Genomic DNA, 16,249 nt, shown 5'->3' with positions numbered 1-16,249 from the left:
ATCAACACCTCCCGCGAAAAAGCGGAAAGTGTTACCCATGTCTCCGGTACAAAACGTCACCTATCTCTCAGGTCGGGCATAGGCATTGATTTAGTCCGCGTTTCTGTCGCTTGCGACCTTGCAGCCAAGGTCAAGCGCAAGAAGCGCATCCTGCATCTGGCTGATCGCAGCGTGCTGATCGACAAGACCATGGTCAACGACTTCCGCCCCCTAACGACTTCCGTCCCTTCGGCGGTGCGACGGCCCAACTCTCCGGCGGCCTGTAATCAGAGGTCGTCTCAGCATCAATGTTGGATCGTTCACACTGTCTGGACTACCCGAGAATGACGGCGTGAGGGCGAGCACCAACGGGCCGTGCCTGACGCTGACAAGAAGCAAGGGAGAACAACTAAACTTCAGACTCTGCAGACGCACGTTGATAAAAGCGCCGGATTGAGAGGTGGGACGAGCGGAGGTCGAGGTTGATTGCGCGGCGCGCTGCTGCCCGGTCCCTTTGAATGATCGCCTCGATGACGTTGGCGTGGATGCGAACGCCGTTGTTGAAGATCCGATAGAACAGACCTTCATCCTTGCGCGCTGAAGCTACGATCGGGCCGGTGCGAAGCCACAGCGTCGAGATGATATCGAGTAGCTGCGGGTAGCCGCCGGCACGATAAACCTCGAAATGGAATGCCTGGTTACCGGCAAGTGCTGCATCGAAGTCGCGAACGTCGAGGGCTTCCTGGATGCTGTCGTTGTGGCGCCTCAGCGCATCGATGAACGCAGGGTTCTTCGGTGCGCTGGCCGCCCGCTCGGCGGCATAGCCTTCCAATTGCATGCGTATGCGAATGTAGTTTTCGTGATCGGAGGCGATGTAAGGCGCAACGCGAAGTGTCCGGGGTCCCGACTGTTCGATGGCGCGTTCCGCAATCAGGCGCGCCACGGCTTCGCGCACCGGCATTGGGCTCGTGCCGAAGACTTCCGCGAGCGCGCGGATAGAAACCTGCTCCCCTGGAAGGAACTCTCCTTTGAGCAGACCAAGCCTAAGGCTCTGGTAGACTCGATCCTGCACCGTCGACACATCAACCGGCACCAGCGTCCGCGAGCTTTTCATTGTCGGATCGAAAGTGTTCACGTGCCTCTGGCCTCGCCGGTGGTCAAATCAGTCTTGCCTGCTTGAGGGTCTCCAAGTCCAGCCGTTCTACGTTCAATCCCGCGAGCACACAACGAAAAGCAACTACTCTGAAAATTGAGATGTGTGATCACATATCTCAGGGATTTACAGGGTGCGATGAGTGTGCTTAGATCCTGTCAGTGCCTCAGGAGGACTTTCGGCGGTCAAAGCTGAAGGGTGCGGCACACCGACAGACACTTCGGGAGGAGAAGAACATGAGAATTCTCGTCATGAGCGCGGTCTCGGCCGCAGCCGCATTAAGCGCAACTGCCCTTCATGCCGAACCACTGAAGATCGGCATCATTGAAAGCCTCTCCGGCGCACAGACGTCGACGGGTCGGCTTTATGCCAATGCCGTCAAATATGGTGTCGACCGCATCAACGAGGCCGGCGGCTTCAATAGCGAGCCTGTCACCGTCACGGAATACGACAATGCCGGCGGTTCGCCAGAGGCCGCGGACAAGTTTCGCCAGGCGGTCGCCGATGGAGTGGATATCATCTTCCAGGGAGCTTCCTCGGCCATTGCCGGCCAGCTCACCGAAGATGTGCGCAAGCACAACATTCGCAATCCCGGCAAGGAAGTAATTTTCATCAACCTTGGCGGCGAGGCGATGGAGCTGACAGGCGACAAGTGCCAGTTCTACCACTTCCGCTACACCACGACCGCTCCGATGCGGGTGAACGCGCTTGTCAGCGCGATGAAGGAATCAGGTGATCTCGGCGACAAGGTCTATTCGATCAACCAGAACTATTCCTGGGGCCAGGACATGCAGGCTGCCGTCGAAGCTGCGGCAGCAGAGGCCGGATACACGGTCGTCGACGAGGTGCTCCACGACGTCAACAAGATCCAGGATTTTGCGCCTTTCGTGGCGCGGATCAGGTCGGCAGGCCCGGACACCGTCTTCACTGGTAACTGGTCCAACGACCTGCTGCTGCTGATGAAGGCGGCAGGCGATGCAGGCCTTGATGTCACCTTTGCCACCGCCTTCCTCGATCAGCCCGGCAATATCGCCAACGCCGGCAAGACCGCGCTTGGCCACTACATTGCCAACAACTACGACAACGCGGCAACGGATGGTGAATTCGCCGAAAGCTACAAGGCTGCGACGGGTCATTATCCGATCTTCGTCGAAGGCCATACTGCCTTTGCGGTAGGTGCCCTGCAGCAGGCCTTAGGGGCCGTTGATTTCGGCGGCGGCGACATTGACACGACCAAGATCGCGCTGGCGCTCGAAGACACTACCTACGAGAGCCCGATCGGCCCGATCTCGGTCCGTAAGGAAGATCACCAGACGATCCGCCCCGTGGTTGTCTCCAAGGTCGTCGAGGATCCCAAATATCCGGCCGACGGGACGAACATGGGTTTCGAGACGGTGAAGGTCATTGCCGGCGACCAGGCGATCAGTCCTGTTCAGGACAGCTGCAAGATGGAACGCCCTGCGGAATAGGGTTCGTCATTGAACGCTGGTCCGTGGCTCCTACGGACCAGCATCCCAACCGTCAGCTTCCGGAACGCTCATGGAATTCGCGATCATCTCCACGTTGAACGGCGTGACCTATGGACTGTTGTTGTTCATGGTGTCCGCCGGTCTGACGCTCATCTTTGGCATGATGGGTGTGCTGAACTTCGCGCATGCGTCGTTTTACATGCTGGGCGCCTATGTCGCCTATGCGGTGTCCTCCGTCTTCGGCTTCTGGGCCGGCATCATCGTCGCGCCGATCTTCGTCGGCATGACGGGCATGGCGGTCGAGCGCTTCCTTCTGCCGCGGGTACATGCCCATGGTCACGCCCATGAACTCTTGCTGACCTTCGGTCTGGCGCTGATCATCGAGGAACTTATCAAGCTCTTCTTCGGCGACTTCCCGGTGAACTACCAGATGCCCGCGGAGATGCGCTTTTCCGCCTTCCAGATCTTCGGCGCCGACTATCCCTTCTACCGTCTCTTCATCGGCGGCGTAGCGATCGTGATGTTTACTGCGCTCTGGTTGCTCCTCACCCGCACCCGCACGGGTATTATCGTGCGTGCGGCGGAACGCCTTCCGGCGATGGCTGAGGCACTGGGACACAACATCCCGATGGTCTTCATGTTCGTGTTCGGAACTGGCGCCGCGCTGGCCGGACTTGCGGGGGCGGTGGCCGGAGCCTTCTACCCCACCAATCCCAACATGGGGCTGGAGCTCGGCGTCATCGTCTTCGTGGTCGTGGTCGTCGGCGGCCTCGGGTCGCTGAAGGGATCGCTACTCGCGTCACTTCTGATTGGGCTCTTCTCCTCGTTTGCTGTCGGCCTTGACTGGTCGCTCGCGACGCTCTTCTCGCTGGCGGGCCTTGGTGACTGGGCGCGTTCCTTCGGAGGACTGATGACGCTCGAGCTATCCTCAGTCAGCGCGACCATTCCCTTTGCTCTGATGCTGATCGTCCTGTTGGTCCGTCCGGCGGGTCTCATGGGCGAGCGCAACTAGAGAGGATGTCGATGCGTAACCTGCTTCTTCCCGTTGTCCTAGCTCTGCTAATCGTCATCCCTCCGTTCATGGGGATCGCCTGGCAGAACGCGCTGGTCAACATGCTGATCGCGAGCCTCTTCGCCCTGGCGTTCAACCTGCTTATCGGCCAGGCCGGGCTGCTTTCCTTCGGCCATGCCGCCTATTTCGGGCTGGGGGCTTTCGCGGCCCTTCACTTGATGATCGCAATCGAGGACGGATTTCCCTTTCCGACGCCACTCGTTCCGCTCGCCGGTGCCGCAGTGGGGCTCCTCATCGGGCTCATCGCCGGCTACTTCGCGACGATGCGTTCGGGAGTCTATTTTGCCCTGGTCACACTTGCGATCGCCGAACTCTTTCACTCGCTGGCGCCGCGGCTGCAGGATTTGTTCGGCGGTGAAGCGGGTGTGTCCTCCATGCGAATGCCCTGGAGCGGGATCATTTTCGGATCGACGCTGGAAGTCTACTACCTGACACTAACCTGGGTGGTGCTGTGCGGTCTTGCTCTCTGGTCCTATACCCGCACCCCCTTTGGCCGTCTGACGCTCGCTCTGCGTGATAACGAACAGCGCGTACGTTTCCTCGGCTACAACGCCCATTCCTCCAAGGTGATCGTGTTCGCGATCTCGGCGATGTTCACGGGCGTCGCTGGCGCGTTGCTGGCGCTCTCGAATGAGACAGCGAACTATTCGCTGTTTGCGAGCGACGTGTCTGCGCAGGTTGTGCTGCAGACTTTCGTTGGCGGGTCGACCATCTTCTTCGGCCCCGTCATCGGCGCTGCAGCCTTCACCTTTTTCTCGTTCCTGCTTTCGGACGTTACGCGATCCTGGGTATTCTACCAGGGGCTGATCTTCGTGCTGGTGATGCTCTATGCGCCTGCGGGGATTGGCGGTGTATTACAACATCACATCCGCAATCGTCGCCAGCTCGACTGGTCCCGCCTTGCAGGTCCTTATCTGGTCGCCATTCTTGGCGGCGTACTGGTGGTTGGCGGCGTGGTCTTCCTGACGGAAACCATCTCCGTCCTGTTCGGCGAACACTATGCAAGGCTGAGGCAATCCGCAGCCGAAAGCTTCCCACCTTATACCCTCTTCGGCATGACATGGCAGCCTACCAGCCCTCTTACCTGGCTGGTCCCGCTGATCCTGTTGGTCTTCGGTCTTGCCCTGATGGTTCGTTCGAGACAGCGCATCGATGCGCTTTGGGGCAGGATGGGCAAAGGTAAGGAAGCCAAGGCAGGGGCCGCCGCGTTCGGAGGTGCAACATGATTGTCCCGGTCAAGGAGCAGCCGGCGCTGAGGCTATCGGCAGTGACCAAATCATTCGGCCCGATAGAGGTTATAAAGGGGCTGGAGCTCGACGTTCGGCCGGGCGAGCGGCACGCAGTGATCGGCCCCAACGGCGCAGGCAAATCCACGCTCTTCAACCTGATCTCCGGCATGTTCGCGCCCTCTTCCGGTGAGATCATGCTCAACGGTCAAAGCATCGGCGGCCTTCCGCCGCATCGCATCAACAGGGCGGGGCTGGCGCGCTCGTTCCAGATCACCAACATATTCCATCGACTGAGCGTGTTGGAGAATCTGCGCATCGGCGTTCTTGCCCGCCACCGCGTACGTTATGGATTGTTTCGCCCGATCGCGCGGATGCGGCGAGTGAACGAGGAAGCGGCCGAGGCGCTGGCCCGTGTTGGCTTGGAAGCTCGTGCGCACGACCTTGCAGGTGATCTCACCTACTCCGAGCAGCGGGCCCTGGAGATCGGCATGACGCTGACGACAGGGGCGGAGGTCATCCTTCTGGACGAGCCAACCGCCGGCATGTCGCGCGAGGAAACCGCGCAGGCGGTGGAACTGATCCGCTCGGTCACCGAAGGCAAGACCCTCCTGATGGTGGAGCACGACATGAGCGTGGTCTTCAGCCTTTGCGACCGGGTGTCGGTTCTCGTCTACGGCAACATCCTTGCAACCGACACGCCGGAGCGCATCAGCGCTAATCGCGACGTGCAGGAAGCCTATCTCGGTCAGGAGGCGTCATGAGCTTGCTTGAGGTAAAGGGACTGCACGCCCATTATGGCAAGAGCCACATCCTGCACGGGATCGACCTGGAGGTGCCGGAAGCCTCGGTCGTCTCCTTGCTCGGCCGGAACGGTTCCGGCCGCTCGACCCTGTTGAAGGCTATCATGGGCCTGGTGCCGCCGAGCGGCGGGACGGTGACGTTGGCCGGAGTTCAACTGGCCGGGCAGCGACCCTTCGACATCTGCCGACGGGGGATCGGCTACGTGCCCGAGGAACGGCTGGTTTTTCCCAACCTTACGGTCGAGGAAAACCTCGCCATGGGGGTGCAGAAGGGAGCATCGGGCGCGCACCGCTGGTCGGTTGACGAGATGTACGACTATTTCCCGCGCCTGAAGGAGCGACGCGCCATCCGCGCCGGCTATCTGTCGGGTGGTGAGCAGCAGATGCTGACGATCTGCCGGTCATTGCTGGGCAACCCGCGCGTGCTGCTGATCGATGAGCCGACCGAGGGCCTAGCGCCCAAGATCGTGGAGGTGGTGATGGAGGTCATCCTCGACATCGGCCGCCGCGGGGTGGCGGTGGTGCTGGTCGAGCAGAAACTGACGATCGCTCTCAAGGTCGCCCGGCAGGTGATGGTTATGGGCCATGGCGAGCTCGTCTTCAAAGGCACGCCCGAAGAGCTGGATGCTCATCCTGATATACGGCGCAACTGGCTCGAAGTGGCCTGAGATAGTGTCGCCCACATGCAATCGAGCGGACAGCAAATGAACATGATCAAGCGGCTGAGCCCGCGTCCCGGTCTTCGAGTTTTGGTGACAGCCGGTGCTTCCGGCATCGGCGCCGCGATCGCCCGCGGCTTCCTCGAAGCTGAGGCGAAGGTGCTGATTTGCGACATCGACGATGGGGCCTTGCAGTGTTTCGCAAGGCATCATCCGGAAGTCGCCGTCGTAAAAGCCGATATTTCCGACGAGGCCCAAGTTGACGCGCTTTTGGAAAAGACGGCGAGGAAGCTAGGCGGTTTGGATGTGCTGATCAACAATGCGGGTATCGCCGGACCCACTGGTGCGATCGACGAACTGTCGGTCGAAGATATCCGCCGTACGCTCGATATCGACCTGATGGGCCAGTTCCTGGTCGTGCGGCGGGCGGCACCGCTGCTGCGCGCCAGCGAAGCTGGGTCGATCATCAACGTCTCATCCGTGGCGGGGCGATTGGGTTATGCGCTTCGCACGCCCTATTCGGCTGCCAAATGGGGCATCGTCGGGCTGACCCAGAGCCTGGCGAAGGAGATGGGCCCGGATGGCGTGCGGGTAAATGCAATCCTGCCGGGCGTCGTGCGTGGTGCTCGCATCGAAAGCGTCATCCGTGATCGCGCCGCAGCCTCGGGCGTCGCCTATGAGGAGATGGAGGCGCAATACCTCTCTAACATCTCGCTGCGCCGCATGGTGGAGCCGGAGGATGTCGCCGCCATGGCGCTCTTCCTTGCCTCGCCGGGCGGCGCCAATATCTCGGGGCAAGCCATCAGCGTCTGCGGCAACGTCGAAAACATTTGATAGCAAGGAAACAAGAGGCCATGGCTCGATCATCCCGCAAGGTCATCATCACCTGTGCCATCACAGGCGGCATCCACACGCCCAGCATGTCTTCGTACTTGCCGGTCACGCCGGACCAGATAGCCGCGAACGCCATAGAAGCGGCTGAGGCAGGGGCAGCAATCCTGCATCTGCATGCTCGCGACCCGGAGGACGGCCGGCCGACGCAGGATCCTGCGGCCTTCGCTCGCTTCCTGCCACGGATCAAGCAGGCGACGGACGCGGTGATGAACCTCACCACCGGCGGAAGCCCCACAATGACGGTGGAGGAGCGCCTTCAGCCCGCCCTGAAGTTCGCTCCCGAAGTCGCGTCTCTCAACATGGGATCGATGAACTTTGGACTCTATCCTATGCTGGGTCGCTACGAGAGCTTCCAGCACGACTGGGAGCCGGCCTACCTGGAGAAGACCCGCAACACGGTCTTCCGGAACACGTTCAAGGACATCGAGCACATACTGGAGCATTGCGGCGGCAACGGCACGCGCTTCGAGTTCGAATGCTATGACACAAGCCACCTCTACAACCTGGCGCATTTCCGCGACCGCGGTCTGGTCCAGGGGCCGCTGTTCATCCAGACGGTCTTCGGCATCCTCGGAGGTATCGGCACCCATCCGGACGATGTAGTGCACATGAAGCGCACGGCCGACAGGCTGTTCGGCGACGACTATATCTGGTCCGTTCTGGGGGCAGGGCGCCATCAGCTTCCCGTTACGACGATGGCGGCTGCCATGGGCGGCAATGTTCGCGTCGGGCTCGAGGATTCGCTCTGGGATGGTCCAGGAAAACTGGCGACCTCCAATGCCGTCCAGGTGCGCCGCATCCGGCAGGTCCTGGAAGGACTTGGGCTGGAGATCGCCACTCCTGCCGACGCCCGCGAGATGCTCGCTTTGAAGGGTGCCGATCGTGTTCAGTTCTAGCGCCTGTGCTACAGCAGGAGCATCGCCTTGAGCCCGCAAGACATCAAAAGCGTGACCGTCGTCGGAACGGGAACCATCGGCGCCAGCTGGACGTGCCTTTTCCTGGCTCACGGGCTGGATGTGGTCGCGACCGATATTCGCGAAGGAGCCGCGAAGGAACTGGAGGATTCCGTCGAACGCTGCTGGTCTTCGCTACCCCACGCCGTGCTCGAGAAGAACAAGCGCGGCACGCTGAGATTCACCGCCGATCTCTCCGAAGCATGCCAAGGAACAGGCTTCGTCCAGGAAAATGCTATTGAAAGGGTGGAAGAGAAGATCGAACTGATGCGGCGGATTGATGCCGTAACTTCTCCAGGGGTGGTTGTCGCTTCTAGTTCATCGGCGATATCGGTCACCGACATGCAGAGTGCCTGCGCCCATCCGGAACGGGTGGTGCTGGGGCATCCCTTCAATCCGCCGCATCTGGTTCCGCTGGTCGAAGTGGTGGGCGGCGCCAGAACGGGGGAGGCCGCGCTGCGAAGCGCGGAGCAGCTCTATCAACGCATGGGCAAAACAACGATTCGGCTGCAGAAAGAGATCTACGGGCACGTCGCCAACCGCCTGCAGGCTGCGATTTTCCGCGAAGCGATCCACATGCTCGAAAGTGGCGTTGCCTCGGCAGAGGACATCGACCGCGCCGTCACCGATGGCCCCGGCCTGCGATGGGCCTTGATGGGACCGCTTCTGACGTATCGCCTTGCCGGCGGCGACCGAGGCATGCAGGGTTTCTGGGGCATGTTCGGACCCATGCAGGACATGCTCTGGCGCGACCTCGGAACGCCACGGCCTGATGAGGATCTGCAGAAGCGCGTGACCACGGCGGTCGAGCTTGCCTACGCAAATGTCTCGATGGAGGAGCTGGCCCGGGAGCGTGACAGCAGACTGCGCCAAATGCTGACGATACGGCGACCGAAAGATCATCTGTGACTGGTGGAGTCGCGTGAGCTTGGATGATCGGCGGGTCGAGATCTATTGTCCCGAAGTCCCGGTCTCGGCCCCAGAATTGGAGACCGGTCTTCCACGAGACCTAGAATGTTATTTTGGTATAGGCACCGCCATCAGGGTTATTTCCGACTTCCAGTCGCGAGTTGTGCCCTTCTGCGATGGCTTTAACGATCGTAAGACCAAGCCCTGAGCCACTTAACCCGCGGCCGTTCAGCCTCTCGCTTCTCCAGAACATGTCGAAAGAGGAGTGCTGCACATTGTCGGGGAGTCCGGGACCCTTGTCTCGCACACAAATGAATGACTGTCCGGCTTCGTTCACACCGGTATGAACATCGATTGGGCCACAATCGCCCGCGTATTTGCGCGCGTTTTCGAGCAGGGCGAGAAGAGCCTGGCGGAAGCGGTCCGGATCGATCTTCGCCGGCGCGGGCCGGAGGGAAGTTCGGAAATCGACGGAGTCACCTGCGGAAGTCTGGAACAACGCTACCGTGTCAGAAACATGGAGAGCCAAGTCGGTTGCCGTTGTTGCCGTGACGAAATTGATGGTGCCCGCCAACGAAAGTGTATTGAGTTGGTCCACGAGACGGGACATTCCTTGGGTCTGCACCAGAAGAGCTCGTAATTGCTCCTCACTGGCAGGAATCACGCCGTCCGTCATCCCTTGCAGATTGCCCTGTAGCACGGTCAGCGGCGTACGCAATTCGTGGGCAACGGCCCGCGTATTGAATTTCAGACGGGTCTCCAGGGCGAGTAACTCGCTCGCCATGCGATTGATCGTAATCGCAAGTGCTTCCACTTCCTTGGTTGCACCAGCTTCAACAGTGACCTCAAAATCGCCTTGTCCAATCTTTTCCGCGGCCGCAGTCAGGCGGGTGAGGGGGGCTACGAGCCGATACGCCAGGACCACCCCGATGCCGCTTGTGAAGACGATCAGCACAAAGCCCACGCCTAATACACCTTCGACGGGTGACGCCTCGGTGGCTTCCTCGAGTTGCGGATAGAGCGGCGCCAGTGCTGCGAGCGCGTTCGCATCGGGGATTTCGCCTCTATTGATACTTTCCCACGCAGTTCTCGCATCGGGAGGCAGGGCATCCAATGCGGATACTTCGGCGTGATCGATATACCAATCGACCAAGACGTAGAGGAGCGCGATCGTCACAAGTTGAATGACCGCTACCAGACCCGCCGTCATCGTTGAGAGAGCCGGTCTAGACACCCGTCGACCTCGCGAAGCGATAGCCTATGCCTCTTATTGCTTTTATATAGCCCTCCTGGCCAAAATTCGCGAGTTTTCGCCTCAGATTGGCGATGTGCGTATCGACGGTTCGATCCAGGGCGTCACTTTCGGGCATACAGGCGTCCAATAGGGATGCTCGTTCAAACGTCTTGAAAGGAGACCGAACAAAACAGACGAGAAGGCGAAATTCGGTTGCAGTCAACGGCAATTCAACCCGACCCTTCTCCGTAGAGGCGATCGCGATGTGCGAATCCAGTTGAACTTCGATCCCGTCATGCCGGATGACCTCATGACCGGCAACGCCTCTTGTTCGCTTCAGTACGGCTCCCACACGCGCCACGACTTCCTGTGGGTTGAAAGGCTTCGTGACGTAGTCATCAGCGCCGAGCTTAAGACCGAGCAACTTGTCTGTGCTGTCGTCCATCGCCGAAACGAATATCACCGGTATAGTGGACTGTGCCCGAACCTTCGTCAGAAACTCGAAGCCATCCATATCCGGCAGGCCGACATCGAGCAGTATCAGGTCCGGCTGTAATCTCTGGACATGAGCGAGAGCCGCAAGGCCTGTTGATGCTTTGGTCGTCCGGTAGCCAGCTCTTGCAAGGTATTTTTCCAAGAGGGACGCAATTTCTTCGTCGTCCTCGACCACCAGCACGAGAGATGAAATCATAGTCAAACTCACTGGCTTTGACATGCTCTTTGCCGGCTCTCTGTCAAATCTTGACAATCCGGCGAGAGAACGTGGTCCTCAACGAGGAACCACCGATGAGCGTAACTGACCTCAACGACATTCAGAAAGCAACTTCGAAAACCGGCGAGAACAAAGCGAGCCGTTTGCTTCCACAGGCGCTCATGCTCTTGGGCTTTGTCGCCCTGATTTTTGCAGCGATGCCCGAACTTGACCTAATCGTAAGTCGGTTTTTCTGGAACCCTGCGGCTGGCTTCGAACTCAACAGGAACAGCTTCCTCATCGCCTTTCGTGACACCAACAGGTTTCTGCCTTGGTTCGTCATAGGAATAGCAATGGCGCTCCTGATTCCCAATCCCTTCCTCAGGCACCTGAAATATCCGCCTGCACCGCACAAATTACTGTTCGTGGTCACGTTCCTTGCAGCGGGCCCGGGGCTGGGGGTCCAACTGATCAAGATGTTGGTTGGCAGAGCTCGTCCACGAGGCCTGGAAGAGTTTGGCGGTACTGCGTTCTTCACGCCACCGTGGGAGTTCACCGACCAGTGCGTGAGGAATTGCTCCTTCATCTCGGGAGAGGCGGCAAGTGCCTTCGCACTGCTCACACTCGTTGTATTCATCAGGCCAAAGTACTCGACACTCTATCTCCTCTTGGTTGGTACCGTCGCGGCCGCCTTCTCCCTGAACAGAGTGGTGTTCGGAGCCCACTTTCTGTCAGACGTAGTTATCGCCTGGAGCCTGATGTTCGCCTTGGCGGCGCTGCTTTGGCGATCGTTTTCACGAAACGCGCCGCAGATTGATTCAATATTCGTCCGTCAATCCCGTCCGGCATAGAGCTCCGTTGGGTCGCCCATGGGACGGTGCCAGCGTGCAGCATCTCGGCCTTGGTTCGATTGCCCGTCGGCCGGTGCCGCGGTCCTCGCATTGGCCCCGTTCCTTCCAATTGCCAGAGACAACCAAAGAAGTTTGCGTGAGATGATGCAGAATGCATGTGTAGTGGAACAGCCACCCACCCTGGCCTATGACTCAGCGCAACGTTCGCCTGAGCTTTCCGTCATCGTACCCACATTCAACGAGGCACCCAACGTGGAGTTGGTCGTTAGAGCGCTTGTCGCGTCTCTACGCGGCATCGACTGGGAAGTCATATTTGTGGATGATGATAGTTCGGACGGTACAACGAACCTCGTGCGGCTCATTGCCCGACGTGACGGGCGTGTGCGCTGCATTCGCCGGATCGGGAGGCGGGGTCTTGCCGGCGCTTCCATCGAGGGGATGCTCTCTTCGTCGGCAGCAGTCATCGCCATCATGGACGGAGACATGCAGCATGACGTGTCGCTTCTGCCGGAGATGCTTCGCCGTATCCGAGCAGGCGACGACCTCGTGATCGCGAGCCGGTTCTACCGTTCCGGCAGTGCTGCCGATGGCCTCTCTCGTGCGCGTCTCGGCGGTAGCCGGATCGCGACACAGCTCGCACGAACGCTTCTGCACATCGATGTCAGCGATCCCATGAGCGGCTACTTCGCCATACGCCGCCCAGCCTTCGAAGCTCTCGCGCCGCGTCTTTCTACCCAAGGCTTCAAGATCCTGATGGATATCCTTGCGTCGACCAAACAGCCGCTGCAGACGAGCGAAATCCCGTTGCGTTTTCGCCCGCGGCAGCACGGGCTCTCCAAGCTCGACAACCTTGTGGCGGCGGAATATCTGAGCCTCCTGCTGGCGAAGTTGACAGGCGATCTGCTTTCGCTCCGCTTCGTGCTGTTCGCCCTTATTGGCGGATCTGGTGTTGTGGTCCATCTCGCAGTGCTCAAGATGGCACTGGCAAGTGGCTTGGCCTTCTCGCTGGCACAGATGACGGCGGCCTACGTGGCGATGACCGGCAACTTCTTCCTCAACAATATTCTGACCTATCGCGACCGCAGGCTTAAAGGCTGGCGGTTGATCTCTGGCCTCGCCTCGTTCTGGGTCGTCTGCAGCTTAGGCGTGATCGCCAATGTGGGTGCAGGGCAACTCGTCCATGAACAGGCTTCCCGGTGGTGGATGGCAGGGCTGGCGGGTGCGGGGCTGGGGGCTGTCTTCAACTATTTTGCAACGTCTATGCTCACCTGGCGCGCTCGTTAGAACAGCAGGGGTATTGCGAAGCGGTTGGTGTCGCAGGCGCTGATTGGTATCCGCCCGCTCTGCCGGTTCCTCCTTGATTGCAAGCAGTTCCCAACTATGGAGTGCCGCCCCCATGACAGTGCGCCCGTCACATTTTTCTGGATTGGCCAGAAGACGTTCGTTCACGTCGAAGTTGCGACGGCAAGATTTCAGCGCTGCCACACTCCGCGCTACTGCAATGGTTATATTGGTCGCAACGTTTGTCCGTTTAGGGTTGGCGGCACTGCTCGATCCCGGCCTCGACGAGGTCTATGCGATGGCGGTTGCCAAGCGATGGCAGCTTTCTTGGTTCGATCATCCGCCAATGGCATTCTGGTGGGTGAAGGCGACGCGGGAGATTGCTAAGCCGCTTTTCGGTGATGACGTGCCGGTGTTGGTGCTGCGGCTACCCTTTGTTTTCGCGTTCACCATAACCAGTGTGGTGGTCTCTGATCTCACCTGTCGTCGGTGGGGACCGAGAGCGGGGTTGTGGACAGTGCTAGCGCTGAGCCTCGCGCCGTTCTTCATGGTCTCCGCCGGGTCCTGGCTCGTGCCGGACGGTCCCCTGGTAATGTTTCTTTCCCTGACGGCCTGGCTCCTCGACAGAATCCTGTTTTCCAAGCTCACTCCGGCGAGCGAAGGCCGGCTCTGGCTTGCCGCCGGACTGACGCTCGGCCTTGCCGGACTTTCGAAATATCACGCTGTGCTTTTCGCTGTGGGCGCGGCCGTTTTTATTCTCGCGACGCACCACCGCCGTCGCCTCATGACGCCCGCACCCTGGTTGGCGGTTGCCATCACCGGGCTCGTGGTGTCGCCGGTCTTCGTTTGGAACCTGCAGCATGACTGGGTTGGATTCCTTTTCCAGTCATCGCGCGGTGTCGGTTCAGGCGGCCCGGACTGGTCGGGGCTCGCTCGTTCAGCGCTCGGGCAAATGGCCTATCTCGGTCCTTGGACCTTGGTCGCCGCCCTCGCAGCGACGATCTCGATGTATCGGTCCAAAGGTTCCCGTGCCGGTCCCGCCGCATTCTTGGCAGCGCTTGGCCTGCCGTCGATCTTCGTCTTCACCGCGATGCCGCTCTGGGGAGGTGATGCGCTGCCGCATTGGCAGATGCCTGGGTGGCTGTTCTCGCTGCCGATCCTCGGCCACGCCATTGCCTCATTGGCGGCTCGGCGCCACCAATCCTATCGTTTGGCCAGAGGCATTGCTGCCATCGCGGCCGCAATCCTTGGAATCGCGATCATGATCGTAACTGTGATGCGGTACACGCCTCCGTCATCAGCCTTCATTGCCCGGTTGGGGCTCGACCCATTTCTGGAGGAATCGTTCACCTGGCGCGGCCTTGCAGACAACCTCGCTCAGCGCGGTTTGTTAGCGCCTGTGACAACGCCGCAAGATCGTCCTCTGGTAGTCGCCTTCAGCTGGGTCGAAGCGTCACGTCTCGCTGAGGCGCTTGGGTCACGGGCGACAGTTCTTGTGTTTGGTGACGACCCTCGTGGCTTTGCCTTCCTCGCTGATTCCGCCGCTTGGATCGGTCGCGATGTGTTGCTCATCGGTCGTCCCGGTTCCTTTGCCCGTGGCCTGAAGTCAGCCCGTCCGCATTTCACCCGCATCGATCGCCAAGCCCCAGTCGCAGTCGAGATCGGCAATGAAATCTTGTTCGAAGCGGAAGTTGCAATCGGCCGGAACCTCGTATCCCCTTATCCACTGCCGTATCCGCAACCTTAGGAGCGCTCTTAGGGAAGATGTACTGCCTTCTCCTGTCCGGAAATGCATTGAAACAAAGAGGTTACGCGGGCAGAGTCAGGTAGCCGATCAGAAATTGGCTTAGGTCGAGTTGTCCAGGAACGTTGGTACCGTGGCGGGCCTCTCGCTTAGTGGTAGACGCGCCTCTGAAGGTTAGGCTCCGGAGCGACACAATAGTTTATACCGATCTGCAGGAGGAGTTCGGCAGAGGCCAGATCGTCACTCGCGTCCAGGGGCGCCAGGCCGCGGATTGCGGCTGCCAGATTGAAGTTGTTCGCGGCGACGTTCTGTCGGCCGGCATCGAGAGCTTCCTCTGCCTTGTATTCAAGTGCATCCGCGACTGTCTCGATCAGGTCGAGGCGCTCATGTGCGGTCATCTCGTGAAGGGTCTTTGCGGCTTCCATGGTATGTATCTCCTTGTTATTATTCTTGGGGGAGAGTTCGGCATTGCCGGACGTGTCATCCCGCCGAGGCCGGGGCCAGGGAAATGTGATCGGCTGAATGGATGACCCCCGGCAGATGGGAGTGGTAGTGGACCATTGCAAGCGTCAAGCGCTATTACCCGCCTATTCCGCTGGTGGACATCGAAGTACGAGCCGTGATGACGGAAGCCCTTCACTAGCGTGCCGAAGTTCGCTCGGCCGGCCATGAGAACTGTCGGTCCGACCGTTTCGTCCCCTCAGATCCGCATCTGCGGAAGGACTGGCACGATCAGCCAGGAGCGAACGTGACGCCATCCAGACGGCCGGATGCGGACGTTGCGGTCCGCCGCTCCGCACGTCGACTTGTCTGCCACCAACCGGCTTCATTTCATTTCAACAGTCTCGGATTGGCTTGTCCCCGCCTTTGTTCCCGGGCTTTTCATGTATTAAACACGTCCAAGGGAATGGTTCCGGTTTCGTGGCGAATCCCCTCATCATCTCGTTTCTAATCTCGGCTCTTCGCCGATCCGCCTGAACCTCGGCAATTTTCCAGTCTGCCAGGCTGCGATAATTTGACGGGTATTTGTCGCATATTCGGACCGGATGTTTGCTCATCCTCAGAACAGAGCGGAAGTCTGCACGCGAATATCAACGTTGCTGAGGTGAAGTCGGAGGTAGAGTATCTATGAATAGGGCGCCAGAAGTCGCCGAGATGATCTATCAGACGATGGCGGAGCGGGACCGTTCATATGCCATTGAACAGACTAGGGTCGAAACCCATTGATCATGTTGATTTGCTGCGGCAAACCAGATTCAGGATTCCCAATCAATGGATTGGAGGCTTGAATGGGTCGCTTGTTTTGGCTGTCGGACGAGCAATGGGCGGTC

16 protein-coding genes are annotated in these 16,249 nt (G+C 59.6%); 12 read left to right on the top strand and 4 right to left on the bottom strand.

Annotated elements, in window-relative coordinates; genetic code table 11:
* On the top strand, nt 1-327 hold a 327-nt coding region (locus tag FN060_RS23000; protein WP_211181482.1), incomplete at its 5' end, for a hypothetical protein.
* 61 nt (nt 328-388) lie between these two features.
* Here FN060_RS23000 and FN060_RS22995 read toward each other — a convergent pair.
* A complete protein-coding gene (locus FN060_RS22995; protein ID WP_142590209.1) occupies nt 389-1,093 on the bottom strand; it encodes a GntR family transcriptional regulator in 705 nt (234 codons plus the stop codon).
* A 275-nt stretch (nt 1,094-1,368) separates the two neighbouring features.
* Between FN060_RS22995 and FN060_RS22990 the strand changes: the two genes are divergently transcribed.
* The 8 genes from FN060_RS22990 to FN060_RS22955 all read left to right on the top strand — a co-directional run bounded on the left by FN060_RS22990 (nt 1,369) and on the right by FN060_RS22955 (nt 9,117).
* Nucleotides 1,369-2,601: a branched-chain amino acid ABC transporter substrate-binding protein gene (locus FN060_RS22990; protein WP_142590208.1), complete on the top strand. Its 1,233-nt coding sequence runs from the start codon at nt 1,369-1,371 to the stop codon at nt 2,599-2,601.
* A 70-nt stretch (nt 2,602-2,671) separates the two neighbouring features.
* Complete coding sequence (locus tag FN060_RS22985; protein ID WP_142590207.1) at nt 2,672-3,613, top strand: branched-chain amino acid ABC transporter permease; 942 nt, start codon at nt 2,672-2,674, stop codon at nt 3,611-3,613.
* A gap of 5 nt (nt 3,614-3,618) precedes the next feature.
* Nucleotides 3,619-4,899, top strand: a complete 1,281-nt coding sequence (locus FN060_RS22980) for an ABC transporter permease subunit (RefSeq protein WP_142590206.1) — start codon at nt 3,619-3,621, stop codon at nt 4,897-4,899.
* Nucleotides 4,896-5,663, top strand: coding sequence for an ABC transporter ATP-binding protein (locus tag FN060_RS22975; RefSeq protein ID WP_142590205.1), 768 nt, complete (start codon nt 4,896-4,898; stop codon nt 5,661-5,663). The genes FN060_RS22980 and FN060_RS22975 overlap by 4 nt, the downstream gene beginning before the upstream one ends.
* Entirely contained in the window at nt 5,660-6,370 is a 711-nt protein-coding gene (locus tag FN060_RS22970; RefSeq protein ID WP_142590204.1) for an ABC transporter ATP-binding protein, read from the top strand. The genes FN060_RS22975 and FN060_RS22970 overlap by 4 nt, the downstream gene beginning before the upstream one ends.
* Before the next feature lie 36 nt (nt 6,371-6,406).
* Nucleotides 6,407-7,195, top strand: coding sequence for an SDR family oxidoreductase (locus FN060_RS22965; protein ID WP_142590203.1), 789 nt, complete (start codon nt 6,407-6,409; stop codon nt 7,193-7,195).
* Between the two features lie 20 nt (nt 7,196-7,215).
* On the top strand, nt 7,216-8,151 hold the full coding sequence (gene kce / locus FN060_RS22960) for a 3,5-dioxohexanoate:acetyl-CoA acetone transferase (RefSeq protein ID WP_142590202.1): 936 nt from the start codon (nt 7,216-7,218) through the stop codon (nt 8,149-8,151).
* 27 nt (nt 8,152-8,178) lie between these two features.
* Nucleotides 8,179-9,117, top strand: coding sequence for a 3-hydroxyacyl-CoA dehydrogenase NAD-binding domain-containing protein (locus FN060_RS22955; RefSeq protein ID WP_210310842.1), 939 nt, complete (start codon nt 8,179-8,181; stop codon nt 9,115-9,117).
* Nucleotides 9,118-9,217: 100 nt separating this feature from the next.
* Here FN060_RS22955 and FN060_RS22950 read toward each other — a convergent pair whose 3' ends face one another.
* Both FN060_RS22950 and FN060_RS22945 read right to left on the bottom strand, forming a co-directional pair.
* Entirely contained in the window at nt 9,218-10,327 is a 1,110-nt protein-coding gene (locus FN060_RS22950) for a sensor histidine kinase (protein WP_142590201.1), read from the bottom strand.
* A 16-nt stretch (nt 10,328-10,343) separates the two neighbouring features.
* On the bottom strand, nt 10,344-11,042 hold the full coding sequence (locus FN060_RS22945; protein WP_142590200.1) for a response regulator transcription factor: 699 nt from the start codon (nt 11,040-11,042) through the stop codon (nt 10,344-10,346).
* Nucleotides 11,043-11,137: 95 nt separating this feature from the next.
* Between FN060_RS22945 and FN060_RS22940 the strand changes: the two genes are divergently transcribed.
* The 3 genes from FN060_RS22940 to FN060_RS22930 all read left to right on the top strand — a co-directional run bounded on the left by FN060_RS22940 (nt 11,138) and on the right by FN060_RS22930 (nt 14,921).
* Nucleotides 11,138-11,893 carry a phosphatase PAP2 family protein gene (locus FN060_RS22940; protein ID WP_142590199.1) on the top strand — a complete coding sequence of 252 codons (756 nt, stop codon included), beginning with the start codon at nt 11,138-11,140 and terminating at the stop codon, nt 11,891-11,893.
* 141 nt (nt 11,894-12,034) lie between these two features.
* Entirely contained in the window at nt 12,035-13,177 is a 1,143-nt protein-coding gene (locus tag FN060_RS22935) for a glycosyltransferase (RefSeq protein ID WP_342345196.1), read from the top strand.
* Between the two features lie 217 nt (nt 13,178-13,394).
* Nucleotides 13,395-14,921, top strand: coding sequence for a glycosyltransferase family 39 protein (locus FN060_RS22930; RefSeq protein WP_183950123.1), 1,527 nt, complete (start codon nt 13,395-13,397; stop codon nt 14,919-14,921).
* A gap of 146 nt (nt 14,922-15,067) precedes the next feature.
* On the opposite strand, the gene FN060_RS22925 is transcribed toward FN060_RS22930, so the two are convergent.
* Nucleotides 15,068-15,343: a hypothetical protein gene (locus FN060_RS22925; protein ID WP_142590197.1), complete on the bottom strand. Its 276-nt coding sequence runs from the start codon at nt 15,341-15,343 to the stop codon at nt 15,068-15,070.
* Nucleotides 15,344-16,249 lie beyond the last annotated feature (906 nt).

This window comes from Pseudorhizobium halotolerans (assembly GCF_902153235.2).
GTDB classification, from domain to species: domain Bacteria; phylum Pseudomonadota; class Alphaproteobacteria; order Rhizobiales; family Rhizobiaceae; genus Neorhizobium; species Neorhizobium flavum.
Note: the sequence above shows the minus strand (reverse complement) of the source record. Positions and strands in the feature narration are given on the sequence as shown.